General features: G+C 36.8%; 17 protein-coding genes and 4 tRNA genes. 15 read left to right on the top strand and 6 right to left on the bottom strand.

Features of this window, described 5'->3' with window-relative positions:
• Positions 1 to 78: 78 nt before the first annotated feature.
• A complete protein-coding gene (amrA, locus tag C0W29_RS07070; RefSeq protein ID WP_045043546.1) occupies positions 79 to 699 on the bottom strand; it encodes an AmmeMemoRadiSam system protein A in 621 nt (206 codons plus the stop codon).
• Between the two features lie 395 nt (positions 700 to 1094).
• On the opposite strand from amrA, the gene C0W29_RS07075 reads away from it, so the two are divergent.
• The 3 genes from C0W29_RS07075 to C0W29_RS07085 all read left to right on the top strand — a co-directional run bounded on the left by C0W29_RS07075 (position 1095) and on the right by C0W29_RS07085 (position 3829).
• On the top strand, positions 1095 to 1412 hold the full coding sequence (locus tag C0W29_RS07075; RefSeq protein ID WP_045043547.1) for a glutaredoxin domain-containing protein: 318 nt from the start codon (positions 1095 to 1097) through the stop codon (positions 1410 to 1412).
• A gap of 68 nt (positions 1413 to 1480) precedes the next feature.
• The gene (locus C0W29_RS07080; RefSeq protein WP_036794015.1) at positions 1481 to 1687 is read left to right on the top strand and encodes a hypothetical protein; all 207 of its coding nucleotides are present in this window, start codon (positions 1481 to 1483) and stop codon (positions 1685 to 1687) included.
• 567 nt (positions 1688 to 2254) lie between these two features.
• Entirely contained in the window at positions 2255 to 3829 is a 1575-nt protein-coding gene (locus tag C0W29_RS07085) for a BCCT family transporter (RefSeq protein WP_065191599.1), read from the top strand.
• A gap of 108 nt (positions 3830 to 3937) precedes the next feature.
• Here C0W29_RS07085 and C0W29_RS07090 read toward each other — a convergent pair whose 3' ends face one another.
• Together C0W29_RS07090 and C0W29_RS07095 are read right to left on the bottom strand one after the other, a co-directional pair.
• Entirely contained in the window at positions 3938 to 4687 is a 750-nt protein-coding gene (locus C0W29_RS07090) for a 3'-5' exonuclease (protein WP_045044867.1), read from the bottom strand.
• Between the two features lie 17 nt (positions 4688 to 4704).
• Complete coding sequence (locus C0W29_RS07095; RefSeq protein WP_045044866.1) at positions 4705 to 6582, bottom strand: DUF294 nucleotidyltransferase-like domain-containing protein; 1878 nt, start codon at positions 6580 to 6582, stop codon at positions 4705 to 4707.
• Positions 6583 to 7033: 451 nt separating this feature from the next.
• Here C0W29_RS07095 and C0W29_RS07100 point away from each other — a divergent pair, with 451 nt between their 5' ends.
• The 5 genes from C0W29_RS07100 to C0W29_RS07120 all read left to right on the top strand — a co-directional run bounded on the left by C0W29_RS07100 (position 7034) and on the right by C0W29_RS07120 (position 8616).
• The gene (locus tag C0W29_RS07100; protein ID WP_045044865.1) at positions 7034 to 7957 is read left to right on the top strand and encodes a PfkB family carbohydrate kinase; all 924 of its coding nucleotides are present in this window, start codon (positions 7034 to 7036) and stop codon (positions 7955 to 7957) included.
• A gap of 152 nt (positions 7958 to 8109) precedes the next feature.
• A tRNA-Cys gene (locus C0W29_RS07105) sits at positions 8110 to 8183 on the top strand.
• A gap of 11 nt (positions 8184 to 8194) precedes the next feature.
• A tRNA-Gly gene (locus tag C0W29_RS07110) sits at positions 8195 to 8270 on the top strand.
• Positions 8271 to 8336: 66 nt separating this feature from the next.
• Positions 8337 to 8423, top strand: a tRNA-Leu gene (locus C0W29_RS07115).
• A 106-nt stretch (positions 8424 to 8529) separates the two neighbouring features.
• A tRNA-Leu gene (locus C0W29_RS07120) sits at positions 8530 to 8616 on the top strand.
• Positions 8617 to 8716: 100 nt separating this feature from the next.
• Here the strand turns inward: C0W29_RS07120 and C0W29_RS07125 are convergent.
• Positions 8717 to 8896, bottom strand: coding sequence for a DUF3012 domain-containing protein (locus tag C0W29_RS07125; protein WP_045045830.1), 180 nt, complete (start codon positions 8894 to 8896; stop codon positions 8717 to 8719).
• A gap of 154 nt (positions 8897 to 9050) precedes the next feature.
• Here C0W29_RS07125 and C0W29_RS07130 point away from each other — a divergent pair, with 154 nt between their 5' ends.
• The 5 genes from C0W29_RS07130 to C0W29_RS07150 are packed head-to-tail and all read left to right on the top strand — an operon-like array spanning position 9051 to position 12325.
• Positions 9051 to 9818: a 5-oxoprolinase subunit PxpA gene (locus C0W29_RS07130; RefSeq protein ID WP_045045829.1), complete on the top strand. Its 768-nt coding sequence runs from the start codon at positions 9051 to 9053 to the stop codon at positions 9816 to 9818.
• 1 nt (position 9819) lies between these two features.
• Positions 9820 to 10509 (top strand): 5-oxoprolinase subunit PxpB, encoded by a 690-nt coding sequence (gene pxpB, locus C0W29_RS07135; RefSeq protein WP_045045828.1) that lies wholly within the window; start codon positions 9820 to 9822, stop codon positions 10507 to 10509.
• Positions 10497 to 11435: a 5-oxoprolinase subunit C family protein gene (locus C0W29_RS07140; RefSeq protein ID WP_045045827.1), complete on the top strand. Its 939-nt coding sequence runs from the start codon at positions 10497 to 10499 to the stop codon at positions 11433 to 11435. The genes pxpB and C0W29_RS07140 overlap by 13 nt, the downstream gene beginning before the upstream one ends.
• A gap of 45 nt (positions 11436 to 11480) precedes the next feature.
• Positions 11481 to 12059 (top strand): gamma-glutamylcyclotransferase family protein, encoded by a 579-nt coding sequence (locus tag C0W29_RS07145; protein ID WP_045044009.1) that lies wholly within the window; start codon positions 11481 to 11483, stop codon positions 12057 to 12059.
• Between the two features lie 14 nt (positions 12060 to 12073).
• Positions 12074 to 12325, top strand: a complete 252-nt coding sequence (locus C0W29_RS07150) for a Zn-ribbon motif protein (RefSeq protein ID WP_045044008.1) — start codon at positions 12074 to 12076, stop codon at positions 12323 to 12325.
• 49 nt (positions 12326 to 12374) lie between these two features.
• Here C0W29_RS07150 and C0W29_RS07155 read toward each other — a convergent pair whose 3' ends face one another.
• Positions 12375 to 13163, bottom strand: a complete 789-nt coding sequence (locus C0W29_RS07155; RefSeq protein WP_045044007.1) for a DUF3108 domain-containing protein — start codon at positions 13161 to 13163, stop codon at positions 12375 to 12377.
• Positions 13164 to 13529: 366 nt separating this feature from the next.
• Here C0W29_RS07155 and C0W29_RS07160 point away from each other — a divergent pair, with 366 nt between their 5' ends.
• Together C0W29_RS07160 and C0W29_RS07165 are read left to right on the top strand one after the other, a co-directional pair.
• A complete protein-coding gene (locus tag C0W29_RS07160; RefSeq protein ID WP_045044006.1) occupies positions 13530 to 13748 on the top strand; it encodes a hypothetical protein in 219 nt (72 codons plus the stop codon).
• A gap of 161 nt (positions 13749 to 13909) precedes the next feature.
• Positions 13910 to 14383, top strand: coding sequence for a DUF2947 domain-containing protein (locus tag C0W29_RS07165; protein ID WP_045044005.1), 474 nt, complete (start codon positions 13910 to 13912; stop codon positions 14381 to 14383).
• A gap of 46 nt (positions 14384 to 14429) precedes the next feature.
• On the opposite strand, the gene C0W29_RS07170 is transcribed toward C0W29_RS07165, so the two are convergent.
• Positions 14430 to 15587, bottom strand: a complete 1158-nt coding sequence (locus C0W29_RS07170; RefSeq protein ID WP_107174229.1) for a GGDEF domain-containing protein — start codon at positions 15585 to 15587, stop codon at positions 14430 to 14432.
• Positions 15588 to 15644 lie beyond the last annotated feature (57 nt).

Raw genomic sequence — 15644 nt, forward strand, 5'->3', positions numbered from 1 at the left:
AGATAGTGATATGTTAACTTGTCGACAAAACAGCGTCAGAGAATATGCTGTTTTGTCTGAGGAAAGTTAATTGCGATATTAGAAATATTTACCGCGAATAGTATTGAAGTTTTCTTTAAGCGCGCAGGTGGTAAAAGTTTTAATTACCATAGTGTCTGACCAATAATTAGTTGACCATCCCGCTTTTTGTTTGAGTAGCTGTATAAACTGAGGCGTTGATAACCCTCGGCGCCATGCACTTGGTAATACTACAGTTTGTACATGTCTATCAGTTAATAGCACGCCTTGTTTATGATGAGATAAATATTCAAATAATTCAGGTTCAGTATTAAATGGCTGGATCACTAGTGGTGATAGTACTTCCACCTCAATACTTAAATCATCAAGCTGATCTTCGGCAAGAGGCATAAAACGGCGATCTTCATAAGCGCTAGCGATTGCTTTATTATGCATTTCTAAGACTAAAGGTCTTGTTGCAATGGTTGAACCAATGCAGCCTTGTAGCTGACCATTAACTTCTAAAGTCACAAAACATGCCGCAGGTTGCAGCATTTTGCGAGTGTAGTGATCAAGTTTAGGTGCTGAGGTAGAAATTGCTTTTTCTGAAAAATGACCTCGAATCGCATCACGGGCAATATCCAGTAACTGAGTAAGTTCACCTTTATTATATGTTTGATGTGTGACAGTTGAAATATCCACCAGTGCTCTCCTTTTTGAATATTATAAAGTATCAATACGTCCGTATATGGGTAATGAGTGACGAAAGCGTTCGAAAATAGGTATTTATAAAATGTTTATCAGTGATTTCGTTAGTGATAACAAAGCTTGTACTGGCAATAACTTATTTCACTGTCAGGATTAATATCATCTATTTTTGACGATTATTCAATATTTGCTAGGTTAAAAAGTGTTAACTTGTTTGTCAGATTTATACAGTTTGTCATTTTTCTTTATTTGAACGTGTAAGTTGAATCATGTGGGCAATATTTGTGCTTTTGAACGCTATTTTTAGATTGTATTAGTTATAGGTTTTACTCGTAACTCAGATTGTTTTATCGTTAATGCCATTTTTAATGTAGAAGATAAATTAGTCGATGAGCAGTGAGCAAAGTTTGACAATAGAGCAGCTAAGTGAATACCAAAATGTAGTTATCACGCAGCCTAACTGTCCGTACTGTGTAAAAGCAAAAGCATTACTTGACCAACAAGGTACAGAATATTCAACATTAGTACTAGGACAACAGCTAACCAAAACCGTCATGGTTGATTTTATTCAGCATATTGCCAATGTTAATGTAAGAACTGTACCGCAGATTATTTTAGCTGGTCATTATATTGGCGGTCATGATGATTTAGTCGCATATCTTGAGCGTCAAATTGATAATAATGATTTTGATGATTTTGAATTATAAAGTGATCCAAAAATAAACTAAAAAGGGTGAATAGCCCTTTTTATGTATTAATACTAGAGATACAGACAATGAAATTAGATTTTTCGCAATTGAATAAGCAAACTAAAAAGTCATTTAGTGATCAACATGCTGTAATTAAAAAGGTTATGCAAGGTAAAATTGTTGCTTGCGAACAATGCCAACAACCTTTGGTTCTTATTACGCCGGAACAGAGTGAGCAGCCAGGTATTGGTTGCTTAAAAGGCTGTACTTTTATCTCTCTTGAGTTTGGTTAATCGATTTTTAGTTTTGATATTCTGAATTTTTTTGTGCGAAAAATAACCAGATTTCTTTGATTTATGCAAACTTAATAATTAATTATAGAACGTTTTTTATGGTTTGCATATCTTGCTAAGCTTTTTTATTCACGATAAAAAGGTATGAATAAATAAAGACTTATTCACTCCTGTAATATGATAAATAATCGCAATTATTCCTTCTTTATTTATACTAAATATGACTTCTCGTATTATTTGTAAGTATTGTCTCTAATCTATTGATTAAACATCATAAAATTAAATGTAATTTATTACTGTTGCATATAAAAAACAGTTAAAAATTTCAAATGAACTAAAGTTGTAGCAATGGATAGTTAGAGTACAAACAAAAAGAAGATTGTTGTGATTAAAATCAATCAATAACAGTGAATATATTGATATCAGGGAAATGTCAATTTAAGCTATCTGGCTGTTTTGTCTCTCTATTGACAGTTCTCGTCTACTAATGGTTATATAATGGCGTCTCAATTTTTGTTTACATGACTAAATATTATAGTTGAGGCGATATCTAACAGGATGTAATAAATGAGTAAACACGATAAATATAGTATAGATAATACGGATTACACGATTGGTCAAGATAATGTCCAAAAGTGGGGATTCGATGTGCATAACGCCGTTTTTGGTGTGAGTGCTGGACTTATAATCATTTTTTTAGTTGCGATTCTAGTTTCAGATCCAGCAACAGCGAAAGCAGCATTAGACAGCGTAAAAGGAGCGATTGTTAATCAATTTGCTTCTTTATTTATATGGGCAGGTAACTTTTTTGTCCTTTTTTGTTTAGCGTTAATTGTTTCACCTTACGGTCGTATTCGTATTGGTGGCCAAAAAGCAAAAGCAGACCATTCAACATTGTCATGGTTATCGATGCTTTTTGCTGCCGGTATGGGTATCGGTTTAATGTTCTGGAGTGTTGCCGAGCCTGCAGCTTACTTCACTGGTTGGGGTGGCTCAACACCATTAAACGTAACACCGGGTACACCAGAAGCATTTAAAGTTGCTATGGGCGCAACGATGTACCACTGGGGTTTACACCCATGGTCAATTTATGCTGTTGTCGGTCTGTCTATGGCATTTTTCTGCTATAACAAAGGGTTGCCGCTCTCTATTCGCTCTGTGTTTTACCCTATTTTAGGCGATCGCACATGGGGTTGGGCTGGACATATCATTGATATTCTTGCTGTTTTAGCCACACTGTTTGGTTTGGCTACTTCATTGGGTTTAGGTGCTCAGCAAGCTGCAAGTGGTATTAACCATGTATTTGGGATGCATGGTGGTTTAGGTCTTCAAATAACAATTATCGTTGTTGTTACTATGGCTGCTATTTATTCAGTGGTTAAGGGTATTGATTCAGGAGTTAAATTACTCAGTAACATTAATATGATCGTAGCGGTAGTGTTACTTGTTTTTGTTGCTTTGGTTGGTTTTTCCGTTTCTATGGATACTTTACCAAAAACAATTATGGGTTATATTGAAAACTTCATCCCATTAAGTGACCCTTATAATCGCCCTGATGAAAAATGGATGCATGGCTGGACAATTGTTTATTGGGCATGGTGGATTTCATGGTCACCATTTGTTGGTTCATTTATTGCTCGTATCTCAAAAGGTCGTACAGTTCGTGAATTCTTAATTGCGGTTATTATTACCCCAACGGTTGTTACGTCAGTTTGGATGTCAGTCTTTGGTGGGCAAGCAATTCATCAAATTATGGATCATATCGGTACGCTAGGTGCGAAGGGTATTACGGAAGTACCACTAGCAATGTTCCAAATGTATGATGCATTACCATTTGGTAGTATCTTATCGTTTATCTCTGTAATTCTGATTTTAGTGTTCTTTGTAACATCATCAGATTCAGGATCATTGGTTATCGACAGTATTACTGCTGGTGGTAAAATTGACGCTCCAATTCCACAACGTGTTTTTTGGGCTTCAATTGAGGGTTTGATTGCGATTGCGTTATTATGGGTTGGCGGTACGCAAGCCATTCAAGCATTGCAAGCGGGTACTATTTCAACAGCATTACCGTTTACGTTTATTTTGATTATTATGTGTATTAGCTTATTAATGGGCTTTAGAACTGAGCGTTATAAATAACTCATCAGTGAATTAATAGAAATAAATTTAGCGTAATAAAAAGCAGCTTTCAGAATAACCTCTGAAGAGCTGCTTTTTTTATAGCATCGTTTTTTGATAGTCGTAACTTTATTCCCAAAGCTGACTAATCGGGGTGTCAGGACTAAAGTGGTAAGCTATTTGTGCTTGTAGTAATTCAGCCGTTGCTAAAGAATCAGTTAAAGCATGATGTGGCTGATAGGCTGGCAGACCATAACGAGAACGGCACTTTCCTAGTCGTACTGAACCTGGACGTTTGCCTTTTAATTTATTCCACAGACCACCAAATTGTTGCTGTTGGATCGTTGCTTCAATCGCTAAGGTATCAACAACTGGAAATTGAATTCCTTCACCTAAGCGAATTTTTAAAGCTCGATCCATAAATTGGCGTTCGATATTTTTGTAATGCACAACGACAACTTTTCCAGCGAGTGCATCTAATACGGCCTCAAGAATACGGCGTAAATCAGGTGCTTGCTGAACATCTGAGTGAGTGATGCCATGAATAACCACTGAATCTTCTTCTAATTTAACCTTAGGCTTTACTACCCAGTGTTGTGATTCGCGGCAATAAATACGATGAAGATCAAATGGAACTAAGCCGATACTGACGATATCGTCACTGTTTGGATTAAGTCCTGTTGTTTCAAAATCAAGTGCAACAAAAGGTACCTCACTCAGTGGCGTGTCTTCAGTAATAATACCAGCCTGATAATAAGATTTTATACGGCTATCTTGTGCTTCTAGTGCCAATGTTTTAAAACGTAAATGCCAGTTTGGTACTGGCATATTACGAACAAAATGTGCAGAGGCTGATTGTTTTGATTCATTATGAGACATTAACTGCTCTTTTTTTATTAGCGTGCTGACTGATAACGAAATTTCACAAAGTTTTGTGCTTTACTCAAAATTTGGAAGGCATCTTTGAGGTTACGTCGTTCAAAATCAGACATATTTTCAGGCTCTATACTGTTATCTGGTTCTATGCCTGCTTCAATATCCAGAGCCTGGTGACGAATACGAACTAAAGAAATATACTCCATCGCATCACGTAAATCTTGTGCACGTCCTGGCGGTAGAATGCCGCTATCTATAATATCATCAAGACGCTCAAGAGAGTTTTGTGAACGCGAGCCAACCGCAAGCGCATGTACGCGAATTAAATCAGCTAAGGGAGCTGTACCACGGCGTTTAAGGTTAATCGAGTTATTATGTCGACCATCTTTTTCCATTACAAAATCTTTGAAAAAGCCTAATGGCGGAGTACGGTTTAGAGCATTACGTGCGAGGCAAGATAAGAAGCGAGGACTGTTACGTGCGCGACGAACAATAAAACCATTGAGTTGTTTAGCCCATTTGGTTTTACCCCATACACCACCAAGATCAAAGAATATTGAACTGTTGAGTAATGCTACGGGTTTAGGGTTATCAATCCAGTCAGCGAAACAGTCTTCCCACTGTTGGCGTGTTTTTCGCCATTCTGGATTCGTTGCCATAATATCGCCAGTACAGTAGGTATAACCGCATTCAGCAAGCCCATCACAGACAAATTTGGCTAGTTTTTCAAAGTAGTCGTTATGTTTATCATGATTGAAATTATTATCAAGAATAATGGCATTATCTTGGTCGGTGACAATCAGTTGTTCGTCGCGAGCCATAGAACCTAAGGCAAGAAAACAGTAAGGTACAGGAGGCGGACCATACTTTTCTTCGGCGAGTTCAAGTAGGCGTTGCTTAAAGCTACGACCGATTTCGGCCATGGCACTACCTATCATATGAGAATTAGCATCTTCATTAACCATTCGAACAAAACAGTCTTTAACCTGCGCGGATAGTACAGTTAATTCCTCTACTGATTGCTGTTGATAGATACTACTAACAAGTAATAGGCTATTTTGGGATTCATAACGGACAATATCAGAGACGCTAATGACTCCAACTGGGTGCTTGTTACGTAATACTGGTAAATGATGAATGTTATAACGCAGCATGGTTAACATTGCTTCAAATACATAAGCATTATGATCGAGCGTAATCGGTTCTGCCGACATAACATCAGAGACAGGGTTTGAGGTCGAAACCCCTTGAGCTAATACTCGAGTACATAAATCACGATCGGTTATAATGCCGACTATTAAGTCATTGTCATCGTCATCGTCAATATTTGTTTCATCACCGATCAATAATGCAGATATACCTTCTTCTGCCATTGTTTGAGCTGCTACTTGAATCGTTGCATTTTGATCAAGGATCACTGCATCACGAGTGAGTAATGTACGAACTTTAGATGTCGTTAAATCATTCTCATCATTCTGGCGGGATACGGCATGGCGTAAACGAGAACCATCATCGACTTCAACAAAGTCAGCAAAGCTATCGTAGTCGTCGCAGAGTTTGGTAAAGAGGCTATCAGGAATACAGTAGAGTAGGGTATCTTCTAAGGCTTTTGCTGGCATTCTGACGCGATTATTCATCAATAATCCCATTTGCCCAAAAATATCACCTTCATCTAAACGGTTATATAATTCCCCTTTACGGCGGTAAACTTCAACTGCACCACTGCGAATGAGAAATAAATCATTAATACTATCACCTAAGTTTAAGATCATGCTATCTGCACGGTGATAGGCCACTTCAATCTCGATAGCTAATTCATTTAGTTGCTCTTCAGGCAGCAAATCGAAAGGTGGATATTGGCTGATAAAATTGAGTATTTCTATTTGTTCTGCTTCCATATTTCATTCCATATCAATAAAAACAGGAGCAAGGCTCCGCAGATAATAATTAGAGAGCGATAGATGTTATGTAATTATAAATAGCTATCACTTGAGGAATTGTAACCCATGCTCGAATGGAAATCATATATTGTTAGTTATTAACAATTACAGGTGTAAGTGTTAATAATAATATTCATAGGGAAGATAGGTTGATGGTTATTGGTTATTGTCAATGAGTACTCGCGTTGATTTAAGCGATCTAGATCGTTAAATTGATAGCACAAAATAGCGTAAAAATATTGATAGTTAGTGATATTTTATTATTAGGAATTAAACAATATTTTAAGCTGAAATAAGTGAAAATCTAGAGCATTGTAAGGATGGTGATAAAACAGAATGTATTACGCTTTTAATTAGCCAGTATCTATATACGTATTGTCATCTAGCGCTATCTATAGCGAGGGAAGATATGAAGATTGTATTTTTGGGTGAAGCATTAGTTGAGCTTAATCATTCACCTCGGCATCAAACATATGGCGGTAATATTGTTAATCGTGCTTTATACCTAGCGCGGTTAGGTGGCTCTCGTGCCATTAATGTTAGTTATGCAACCTGCATAGGTATTGAAAAGGTATCGATGAAAATGTTGCAGTGTTGGCAACGAGAAAATATCGATACTAGTTTAGTGAAATGTCTTGCAACTAAATTCCCTAATTTATGCTTTATTGAAACGGATAATCATGGTCAGCGTCATTACCATTATTGGAATAAAGATAATGCGATGCGGTATTATTTTTCTTATGGTCCTGCATTATTAAACCATGCTCTGACTAATAATGACTATGGTGCTATTTATATTAGCGGTGGCTGTATTGCAGTGTTAACGGATGATGATAAAACATTACTGTTAACGTTACTTGATGCACATAAAAAAAGAGGGGGTAAGGTTTATTTAGACAATAGTTTTCGAGATGATTTATGGTCAACAAGGCAGGCACAATATTGGTATGAAAAGATCTTTCCTTATGTTGATATTGCTTTTGTTGATTTAAATGATGAAATGCGAATCTGGGGAAGTTCTCGTTATTTAACCCAACGTTATATTAAATGGGGTTGTCGTGAAGTTGTGTTTAAGCAAACAAAAAAAAATGAATGTACAGTATGTAGCTTAGTGATTACTTCGAGTTCACTTTTAAGAGTGGCAAGTATTAAAGTGGCAGTGCAATATGGCGATCATATTGCAGATAATGCATTTGTTGCGGGGTATCTTGCTGAGAGGATAAATAAGCAAACCATCGCACAGTCATTGTTATTGGCACAAAAACTGAGCCATCGAGTGACAACATGCTCTGATGCAATTATTCCGTCTGATTCAATGCGGGATATTATGTAGTAGGTTGTATGCCATATAGTCGGAACAGTTTGTTTTGTATGTAAAATAAGCAAACAATCAGAAAATTAAAAAATGCAGTTGACTCCCCCCCTGTAATCCGTACAATGCATCCCATACCACGAGACATCAACGTCTTACTGGTTAGGAAATATGGCGCGTTGGCAGAGTGGCTATGCAGCGGATTGCAAATCCGTGTACCTCGGTTCGACTCCGGGACGCGCCTCCATACTTCCTCTTGCGACACTAGCTCAGCTGGTAGAGCGCAACCTTGCCAAGGTTGAGGTCACGAGTTCGAACCTCGTGTGTCGCTCCAAATTAAAAAATACGGCTAAATAGCGGTATTTATAGATGGTGTCTTACCCATCGCAAGAAATTGCGTGCCCTGGTGGTGGAATTGGTAGACACAAGGGATTTAAAATCCCTCGGCGTTCGCGCTGTGCCGGTTCAAGTCCGGCCCGGGGCACCATCTTTTCATTTATAAGCTATAAATGAAATAGTTATTAAAAATTAAAAGGTATGGCTTTAATAGCGATATCTACAGATGGTGTCTTACCCATCGCAAGAAATTGCGTGCCCTGGTGGTGGAATTGGTAGACACAAGGGATTTAAAATCCCTCGGCGTTCGCGCTGTGCCGGTTCAAGTCCGGCCCGGGGCACCATCTTTTAAAAAAGCTCATCATTAGATGAGCTTTTTTTTCGTCTGATGATTACTGAATATATAATTGTTGATTTAATATTGATTAAAATAGTGCGTTAACATTATTTATTATCGTCATCTAAGCGAATAATGCAGTTCTTGGTAAACTCAACAGCCTCATTTGCAGTCCATTCCCCCTTAGCTTTCTCCTTTAGCTGTTTGCACCATTTTTCGCTACCAACTGTTGGTGAGCATGCTGATAATAAAAATACAGCACCTAATAAAACTAAAATTGTTTTCATTGAAATCCTTTTTTTAGTGCATTAAGTTGAGTAATTATTTGATCATGATTACAACTAAGGTAATTTAAATCATTACCTTAGCTATTTAATACTACACTCAGTTAGGAATAACGACATTATATTTATACCAATGTTGTTAGCGCTAGGAGGGCGAATGAAATTAAATTGCGATATGGGTGAAAGTTTTGGCGAATGGAAAATGGGCAATGATAGCGATGTGATGGCTTCGATTTCGATGGCGAATATTGCGTGCGGCTTTCATGCCGCAGATCCTGATACGATGACGGAAACAATTCGTTTAGCTAATCAACATGCCGTTATATTAGGTGCACATCCTAGCTATGATGATAAGTTAGGTTTTGGGCGGCGTCATATTGATCACTCTTTAACCGCAATTGCTAATTTGCTTGCGTACCAAGTTGGGGCATTAGAAAGTTTGTGTCAATTACAGGCTTCAACGCTGCACTACGTTAAACCTCATGGTGCGCTTTATCACGATATGATGATGGATGAACAGATCTTTATTGTTATTGTAAAAACAATAAATCAACTAAACCGTTATCGCCAGCAACCATTGTCATTAATGGTACTTTCACGGAAAGATAATTATCGCTATCAAGCTATTGCTGATGACTATAATGTGACATTAATACTTGAAGCTTTTGCCGATCGTGCCTATTTATCTTCAGGTATGCTTGTGCCTCGAGATCAACCAAATGCAGTGTTAAATACTGTAACTGCAGTCCAACAACAAATGCAGCAATTACTGCAGGGAAAAGTGAGAACCCAAGCAGGGGATTGGTTGTTATTGGACGTTGATTCAGTATGTGTACATAGTGATACTCCTCAAGCGATTCAATTAGTAAAAGCGTTAGCAACGTTAATTGCTCCTGCGAAGCATTGTTCTGATAACGGGAAATAATATGAAAATTTCCCCGATTTCAGAAGGAATATTGATGGTTGAGTTTAGCGATATTATTAGCGCTGAAACAACCCAATGTATTGCGGCTTTTGTCGACTATATTCAGCAACAATATTCTCCATTTATCGTCGAAGTTGTGCCTTCATATACCAAGGTGATGTTGCAATATAAGTTGAGTCAATGTGACTTTACTCAATTGCAACAAATTAGTTTGAAATGGTATCAAGGTTATAATATTAAGCGGCAATCGATATCAGCTAAGGTACACCATTTGGAGGTTTATTATCATCCTGAGGTAGGTCCAGATTTACAAGCTTTAGCAAGGTTATGCCAGTTAAGTATTGAGGCTGTGATTAAGTTACATAGTCGCCAATTTTATGATGTTGGTGCGATAGGCTTTGCACCTGGCTTTGCATTTTTATCGGCTGTTGATGAGGCTATTGCTGTACCTCGGCATTCGACCCCTCGACAATATGTTCCTGCTGGTAGCGTGGGTATTGCTGATCAACAAACTGCCATTTATCCTCAAAAAAGTCCTGGCGGTTGGCATATTATTGGTAATTGTCCTCAGTCAGTATTTGAAGCGCAATCTTATCCACAATCTTGTTTTGCCATTGGCGATAAAGTGAAATTTGATCCTATTGATCGCTCGAGATTTTTGGAACTTGGGGGAACGATATGCCCAGTTTGATAGTAATAAACCCAGGAATATTATCTTTAATACAAGATCTTGGTCGCTATGGTGTTGCTCAGCAAGGCGTTACTCAAGGTGGGGCCATGGATTTACATGCTTTTTGTTGGGCGAATTACCTGTTATCTAACGATAGTAATGCCGCGCAATTAGAATTAACTGTTGGTCTCGCTTGTTTTGAAGCTCTTGATGACTGCCAATGCGCGCTAACTGGTGCGGATATGGCTGCAACAATTGATGGTCAACCAATTTCCCCATGGCAGGCATTCTCACTTAACAAAGGCCAGCGATTACAGTTTGGTGCGGCTAAACATGGTTTACGCGCTTATCTTGCGATTCGAGGTGGCTTTGATGTTCCTAAAGTACTAGGTAGCGCAGCGACTGTTATACGGGAACAATTAGGTGGTTTAATCCCTGGGCAGCCATTGGCGAAGAATGATGTTCTTGAACGTTATCATGCACCGTTATTGACGACATATTCAACCATACCCAGTGAATATATTCCTGATTATAGTGCCAATATAGTGTTACATGTTATTGAAGGCTATCAAGCAGAGAGCTTTACTCCTCAGCAAAAAACGCTTTTTTATCATAACCCTTATCAAGTAATGTCAACGTCAGATCGAATGGGGTGTCATTTGCAGGGAACGAGAATAAAAGGGTTAGCAACGGGATTAATTTCACAGCCTATTGCTGTTGGTGCGATTCAAATTCCATCTGATGGGTTACCGATAATATTACTGAATGATCGTCAAACATTAGGAGGATATCCTATTTTAGGCTGTATTACTCGAATGGATTTATTGCGTCTTGCTCAAGCTAAGCCTAATGATAAAGTACAATTTAAAGTCGTAGATACGCAATTATTGAAGCATTACCAACAGCAATGGATGGATTTTTGCCATTTTTTCACATTACCTTTTTAGAAAATGATAGGCTAGATAAGTAATATAATAATAAGAGGGAGTGTTATGTATATTTTTGGTTATGGAAGTCTGATCAATGCTTACTCACGTCAACGTACAGGTAATACTGGTGAAGCTATACCTGTTGTCGTTGATGGATTACAACGGCATTGGGGAAAAATAGAAGGTAGTTATCCTATTTCGCCATTAGTCGTTGTACAACAAAAAGGCCAGTGCAATGGTGTACTTGTGAAGGTTGATGCGTTAGCTCTTGCTGAGTTTGATAAGCGCGAACATGGTTATCAGCGAGTAGAAATCCAATGGGATAATATTACTTGTGTAGGTAACCAGTCTTTAGAACTAAAAGGTCCTGTATGGGTATATGTTAATGACGATTTTTGTTCTCCATGTTGTCAAAAACCCATCATTCAAAGCTATGTTGATACTGTTTTAGCGGGGTGTTTAGCTATTTCTCCCCAGTTTGCAGAACTGTTTATGTCAACAACAAATGGGTGGCAACATGCTTATGAAAATGATCGACATCAACCAAAATATGGTAATTTAGCGCATGTATTTGATCAAGATAAGCACGTAATTGACCAATTAGTTCAATTGGCAATAATACGATCTCAGCAGTCGTTATAAGAATAAATAGAATTATGGCCAAGCCCAATAAGAAAGGACCGGTTAAAACGGTTGATGTGTTATGTTGTCGCTGTAAAACGCTATTATTTAAATATCGTAAAGGCGGTAAAGGCGCGCTAGTGAAATGTTTTAAAGAAAGGATTAGTAAAGATTTTACTCATCAAGCGTGCACTTGTCCTGAATGCAATACGGTATTTGCTCGTGAAACCTTGGTGCGGGGGACGCCGGCATATAAAATTATTGGCGGTAAAGCGATAGCGAAATAAAAGGGCATTAAACAGCATTTATTTTCATGATTGTTTAATGCCATTTATGTTATTTAAGTACAATTGGCTGCGGACAATTTATTTTTTTGCTGATTAATACAGCCTTTAAATCTAGCAGTTTACGCTTATAGGTTGCACGAACTAGTTGGTAATCAATCGAAGGGGCAAACCATAATGAAAGTTGGCGATCACTTTTCTTTATTTGGTCAACTCGAATTGCTTTTAGCTCACCAAAATTAGTCGCTATAGTCTCTTCGCCGATAACTTTAAAGTAGTAATGGCTGGTGTCATCGCTATTTTGTAAAATAAAGTCGAAATTTTTCTTGCCTTGCATAATATCCAATCGCATCTGCGCGCTGATTGTATCACCATCAAGTATTGGTAATAAGGCTTCACTGAATTGGTGCGATTTTCCGTCTTCAATCACTGTTGATTTTGCGCCGTTATCGCTAAAAGTAGCGGATACTTTTCCTGTCATTAAACCTTTTATATTACGCTCAAAAGAATCAGTCACAAAACTTTGACGTTGTAATGACCAATGAAATTTTGAATGTTGACTCAATTTTGCCTTAGTAATTAACACGTTGACTGTGCTATCAGTATAAACATTAGCCTGAGTACCATTCCAAACTAAATTACGTTGATAATTACCAATATGGTGTCCTTCAAAAAAAATCTTGTAGTTCAATGTCTTATTACATTGATTATGTTTGTTAGGTAATAATTGAGTGGGAGTATTATCCATCGCGGATGGGGTTGCTAATGTGTTTGCGTTAGCATAAATGATGGAGCTAAATATACTCACCAAAGAAAAAGTAATAATAGGCAATAAACGCACGAACACTCCTGAAGCAATTAAAAATAACGATATTAATAATGAATGTTAATAGTCTAGCAGATGTACCATAAAATTAACGCTGTTAATTACGCTGCAATATTGAGATAACAGTGTGAATAATTGACAATTAAATAAAAAAATAATTTTTTTTAAAGTTACTTATAATCAGTAAGTTAAGAAGAAGTTATGAATGGTGTATTTTAAAAAGCAATATTAAATATGATAAGCTATTGTTTTTAAAATAGTAAATTTAACTTGTCATAATCTAATTATGTGACAATTTAAAGCCAGTCATTTGACGTAATCCGTAGAGAGGCCTATTTTTATTTGGTTGTTATTTATGTATTTTACTGAGAGGAGTTGGAAATGAAAAAGATGAACTCGTCATATCGATTACAGATTATTAAGGAAATTGCCCAGAAAAGGCAAATGCAGTCCACCGATGATCCGATGGCGAGGCATATATCTGAACTTCTTGATTGTCATCATGATGCACCAGTAAGAACAACACCTACGTTTTTGGATAACCATTATGATGATCATATAGGTGGTTGGGTCAGTGATCTGTGGCAACCAAATAAGTAAATAATAGCGATTGATTGGGTGATCTTATTTAAAAAGATACGATATTATTCGTATCTTTTGTACCGTTGCTAAATCTGAGGTATAAAAATTGTTAGTGAGAGACTGGAACAAATATCTGCACTGATGTACATTGCGTCGTCTTTATTTTTTTAGGCTGACAAATGAATTATACCGAATTTGATAGTTACATACGTAAATGGATTTTCACTCATGCTTCAATGCCTGTTGCTGAAGCTGATTTAGTACAGATAAAACCATTTACTCAAGCTCGTTCGGCGCAATTGTGGTGTGAACACGTGAGTAGCCAAAGTTCTGATGCTGATCATTTTGAAAAAGGTGATTGGGCGTTTGATAAAAAAATTTGGTCAGACGCGATGGATTGGCAACAAGCTTGGGATAGTGATGAGCCTGAGTTACCTGCGGAATTGTTGGCAGATATTAAGTGGGAAGATAATACCACTATTTTCTTTTGCTATGAGAAATACAATATTATTGAAACTAAATGGGGCGTTTTTAAACGTAACTGGAAGAATTTTTTGTTTTTTGATGATGGCCCATTATTGCTTGGACGTAAACAAAATCAAGTAGTTTGGTTTCAATCAAATGGAACATTTCAATTAGCAACTCGCCCGTAAATTAATTTTAAATGCCGTCTAAATAATTATTTAGACGGCATTTTTATTAAAATGAATTACATTCGATAATACATCCCTTTCCTGCTATTTTTGCTTTATACATAGCAATATCTGCTTGAGATAAAATTTCATCAATTGTTTGTTGTTTGTTCGGATGTGCGTAATAGCAGCCAAGGCTAGCATTAATCGTTAAGCGGTGTTTCTCAATGATAATCGGTTGTTGTAACACACTTAGTATGCGCTCACATGTTTGTAGAACATCCTCATGTCCAGCTGCGGGGTTAATGATTGCGATAAACTCATCACCAGCAAGACGTGCAATCATATCGTTTTTTTTCACAGAGTTGCGTAATTTATTTGCTATGACTTTGAGCACTTTGTCACCAGTTTGATGACCGTAATTATCATTTATTCGTTTAAAGTTATCTAAATCAATAAACAGTACGGCAAATTTATGCTGTGCTGTATATTGCATTTTAAGTTCAGCGTTTAAGCGGTTACTAAGAGCTGTTCTGTTGGGCAATCCTGTTAATGTATCATGATGATTAATATGAATAAGGCGATCAATTTCTTTTATTGTTGTCAGATCTGTTGCAATAATTGAATATTGTATATTATTGTTTTTATTGTGATCGGTGAATTTGTTTATTTTTACGTATACAGGAATGTTTTTTTTGTTAATTGCGTGCTGAACATTAAATTCACCTTGCCATTGATGAGAGTTATTCAGCTCATGAGAAAGGGATGCTTTAATGTTTTTGTATGCGGCAGTGTTAATAAATTTTATTAAAGGTTGATGAATGACATGTTCATATTTGACGCCAATTAGCTGGCAGAAACTAGGGCTAACTTGCTTAATAATGCCATCACTATCGATAATGATAATTACATCCTGACTATTATTTAAAATACTTGATGTTAATTGTTTTTGACGCATGGCTGAGTGTTTTTCTTTAGTAAGCATAGATATCTCTAAATCTATTTGAGAATCTTTTTCTGCAAGTTCTTTTATCAGCATGCAATAATTTTCAAAGGTGTTTATTATATCATTCTCATGAATAGTTTTGTTGTTTGATATATTATTTATATCATTGATTACTTCTTTTAATTGGTTTAATGGGTTTATAAACCACTTATTTATACAATTTATAAGATAACAAAAAACAAATAAAAGAGTAAAAAAGAATAGAATGTTTATTTTCATACTGTGGTTATGAATAGCATTCAAAGTATCTTTATCAAAGAATTTAAATTCAATAAG

Origin of the sequence: Photobacterium kishitanii, assembly GCF_003026355.1 — a bacterium.
Lineage (GTDB): Bacteria > Pseudomonadota > Gammaproteobacteria > Enterobacterales > Vibrionaceae > Photobacterium > Photobacterium kishitanii.

Excerpts from the sequence above, each read along its gene's own strand:
- C0W29_RS07150 (WP_045044008.1), top strand. The coding sequence starts at position 12,074 with ATGGCCAAGCCCAATAAGAAAGGACCGGTTAAAACGGTTGATGTGTTA.
- C0W29_RS07100 (WP_045044865.1), top strand. The coding sequence starts at position 7,034 with ATGAAGATTGTATTTTTGGGTGAAGCATTAGTTGAGCTTAATCATTCA.
- C0W29_RS07140 (WP_045045827.1), top strand. The coding sequence starts at position 10,497 with ATGCCCAGTTTGATAGTAATAAACCCAGGAATATTATCTTTAATACAA.
- C0W29_RS07085 (WP_065191599.1), top strand. The coding sequence starts at position 2,255 with ATGAGTAAACACGATAAATATAGTATAGATAATACGGATTACACGATT.
- C0W29_RS07145 (WP_045044009.1), top strand. The coding sequence starts at position 11,481 with ATGTATATTTTTGGTTATGGAAGTCTGATCAATGCTTACTCACGTCAA.
- C0W29_RS07130 (WP_045045829.1), top strand. The coding sequence starts at position 9,051 with ATGAAATTAAATTGCGATATGGGTGAAAGTTTTGGCGAATGGAAAATG.
- C0W29_RS07095 (WP_045044866.1), bottom strand. The coding sequence starts at position 6,582 with ATGGAAGCAGAACAAATAGAAATACTCAATTTTATCAGCCAATATCCA.
- C0W29_RS07125 (WP_045045830.1), bottom strand. The coding sequence starts at position 8,896 with ATGAAAACAATTTTAGTTTTATTAGGTGCTGTATTTTTATTATCAGCA.
- pxpB (WP_045045828.1), top strand. The coding sequence starts at position 9,820 with ATGAAAATTTCCCCGATTTCAGAAGGAATATTGATGGTTGAGTTTAGC.
- C0W29_RS07170 (WP_107174229.1), bottom strand. The coding sequence starts at position 15,587 with ATGAAAATAAACATTCTATTCTTTTTTACTCTTTTATTTGTTTTTTGT.
- C0W29_RS07090 (WP_045044867.1), bottom strand. The coding sequence starts at position 4,687 with ATGTCTCATAATGAATCAAAACAATCAGCCTCTGCACATTTTGTTCGT.
- C0W29_RS07160 (WP_045044006.1), top strand. The coding sequence starts at position 13,530 with ATGAAAAAGATGAACTCGTCATATCGATTACAGATTATTAAGGAAATT.
- C0W29_RS07165 (WP_045044005.1), top strand. The coding sequence starts at position 13,910 with ATGAATTATACCGAATTTGATAGTTACATACGTAAATGGATTTTCACT.
- C0W29_RS07075 (WP_045043547.1), top strand. The coding sequence starts at position 1,095 with ATGAGCAGTGAGCAAAGTTTGACAATAGAGCAGCTAAGTGAATACCAA.
- C0W29_RS07080 (WP_036794015.1), top strand. The coding sequence starts at position 1,481 with ATGAAATTAGATTTTTCGCAATTGAATAAGCAAACTAAAAAGTCATTT.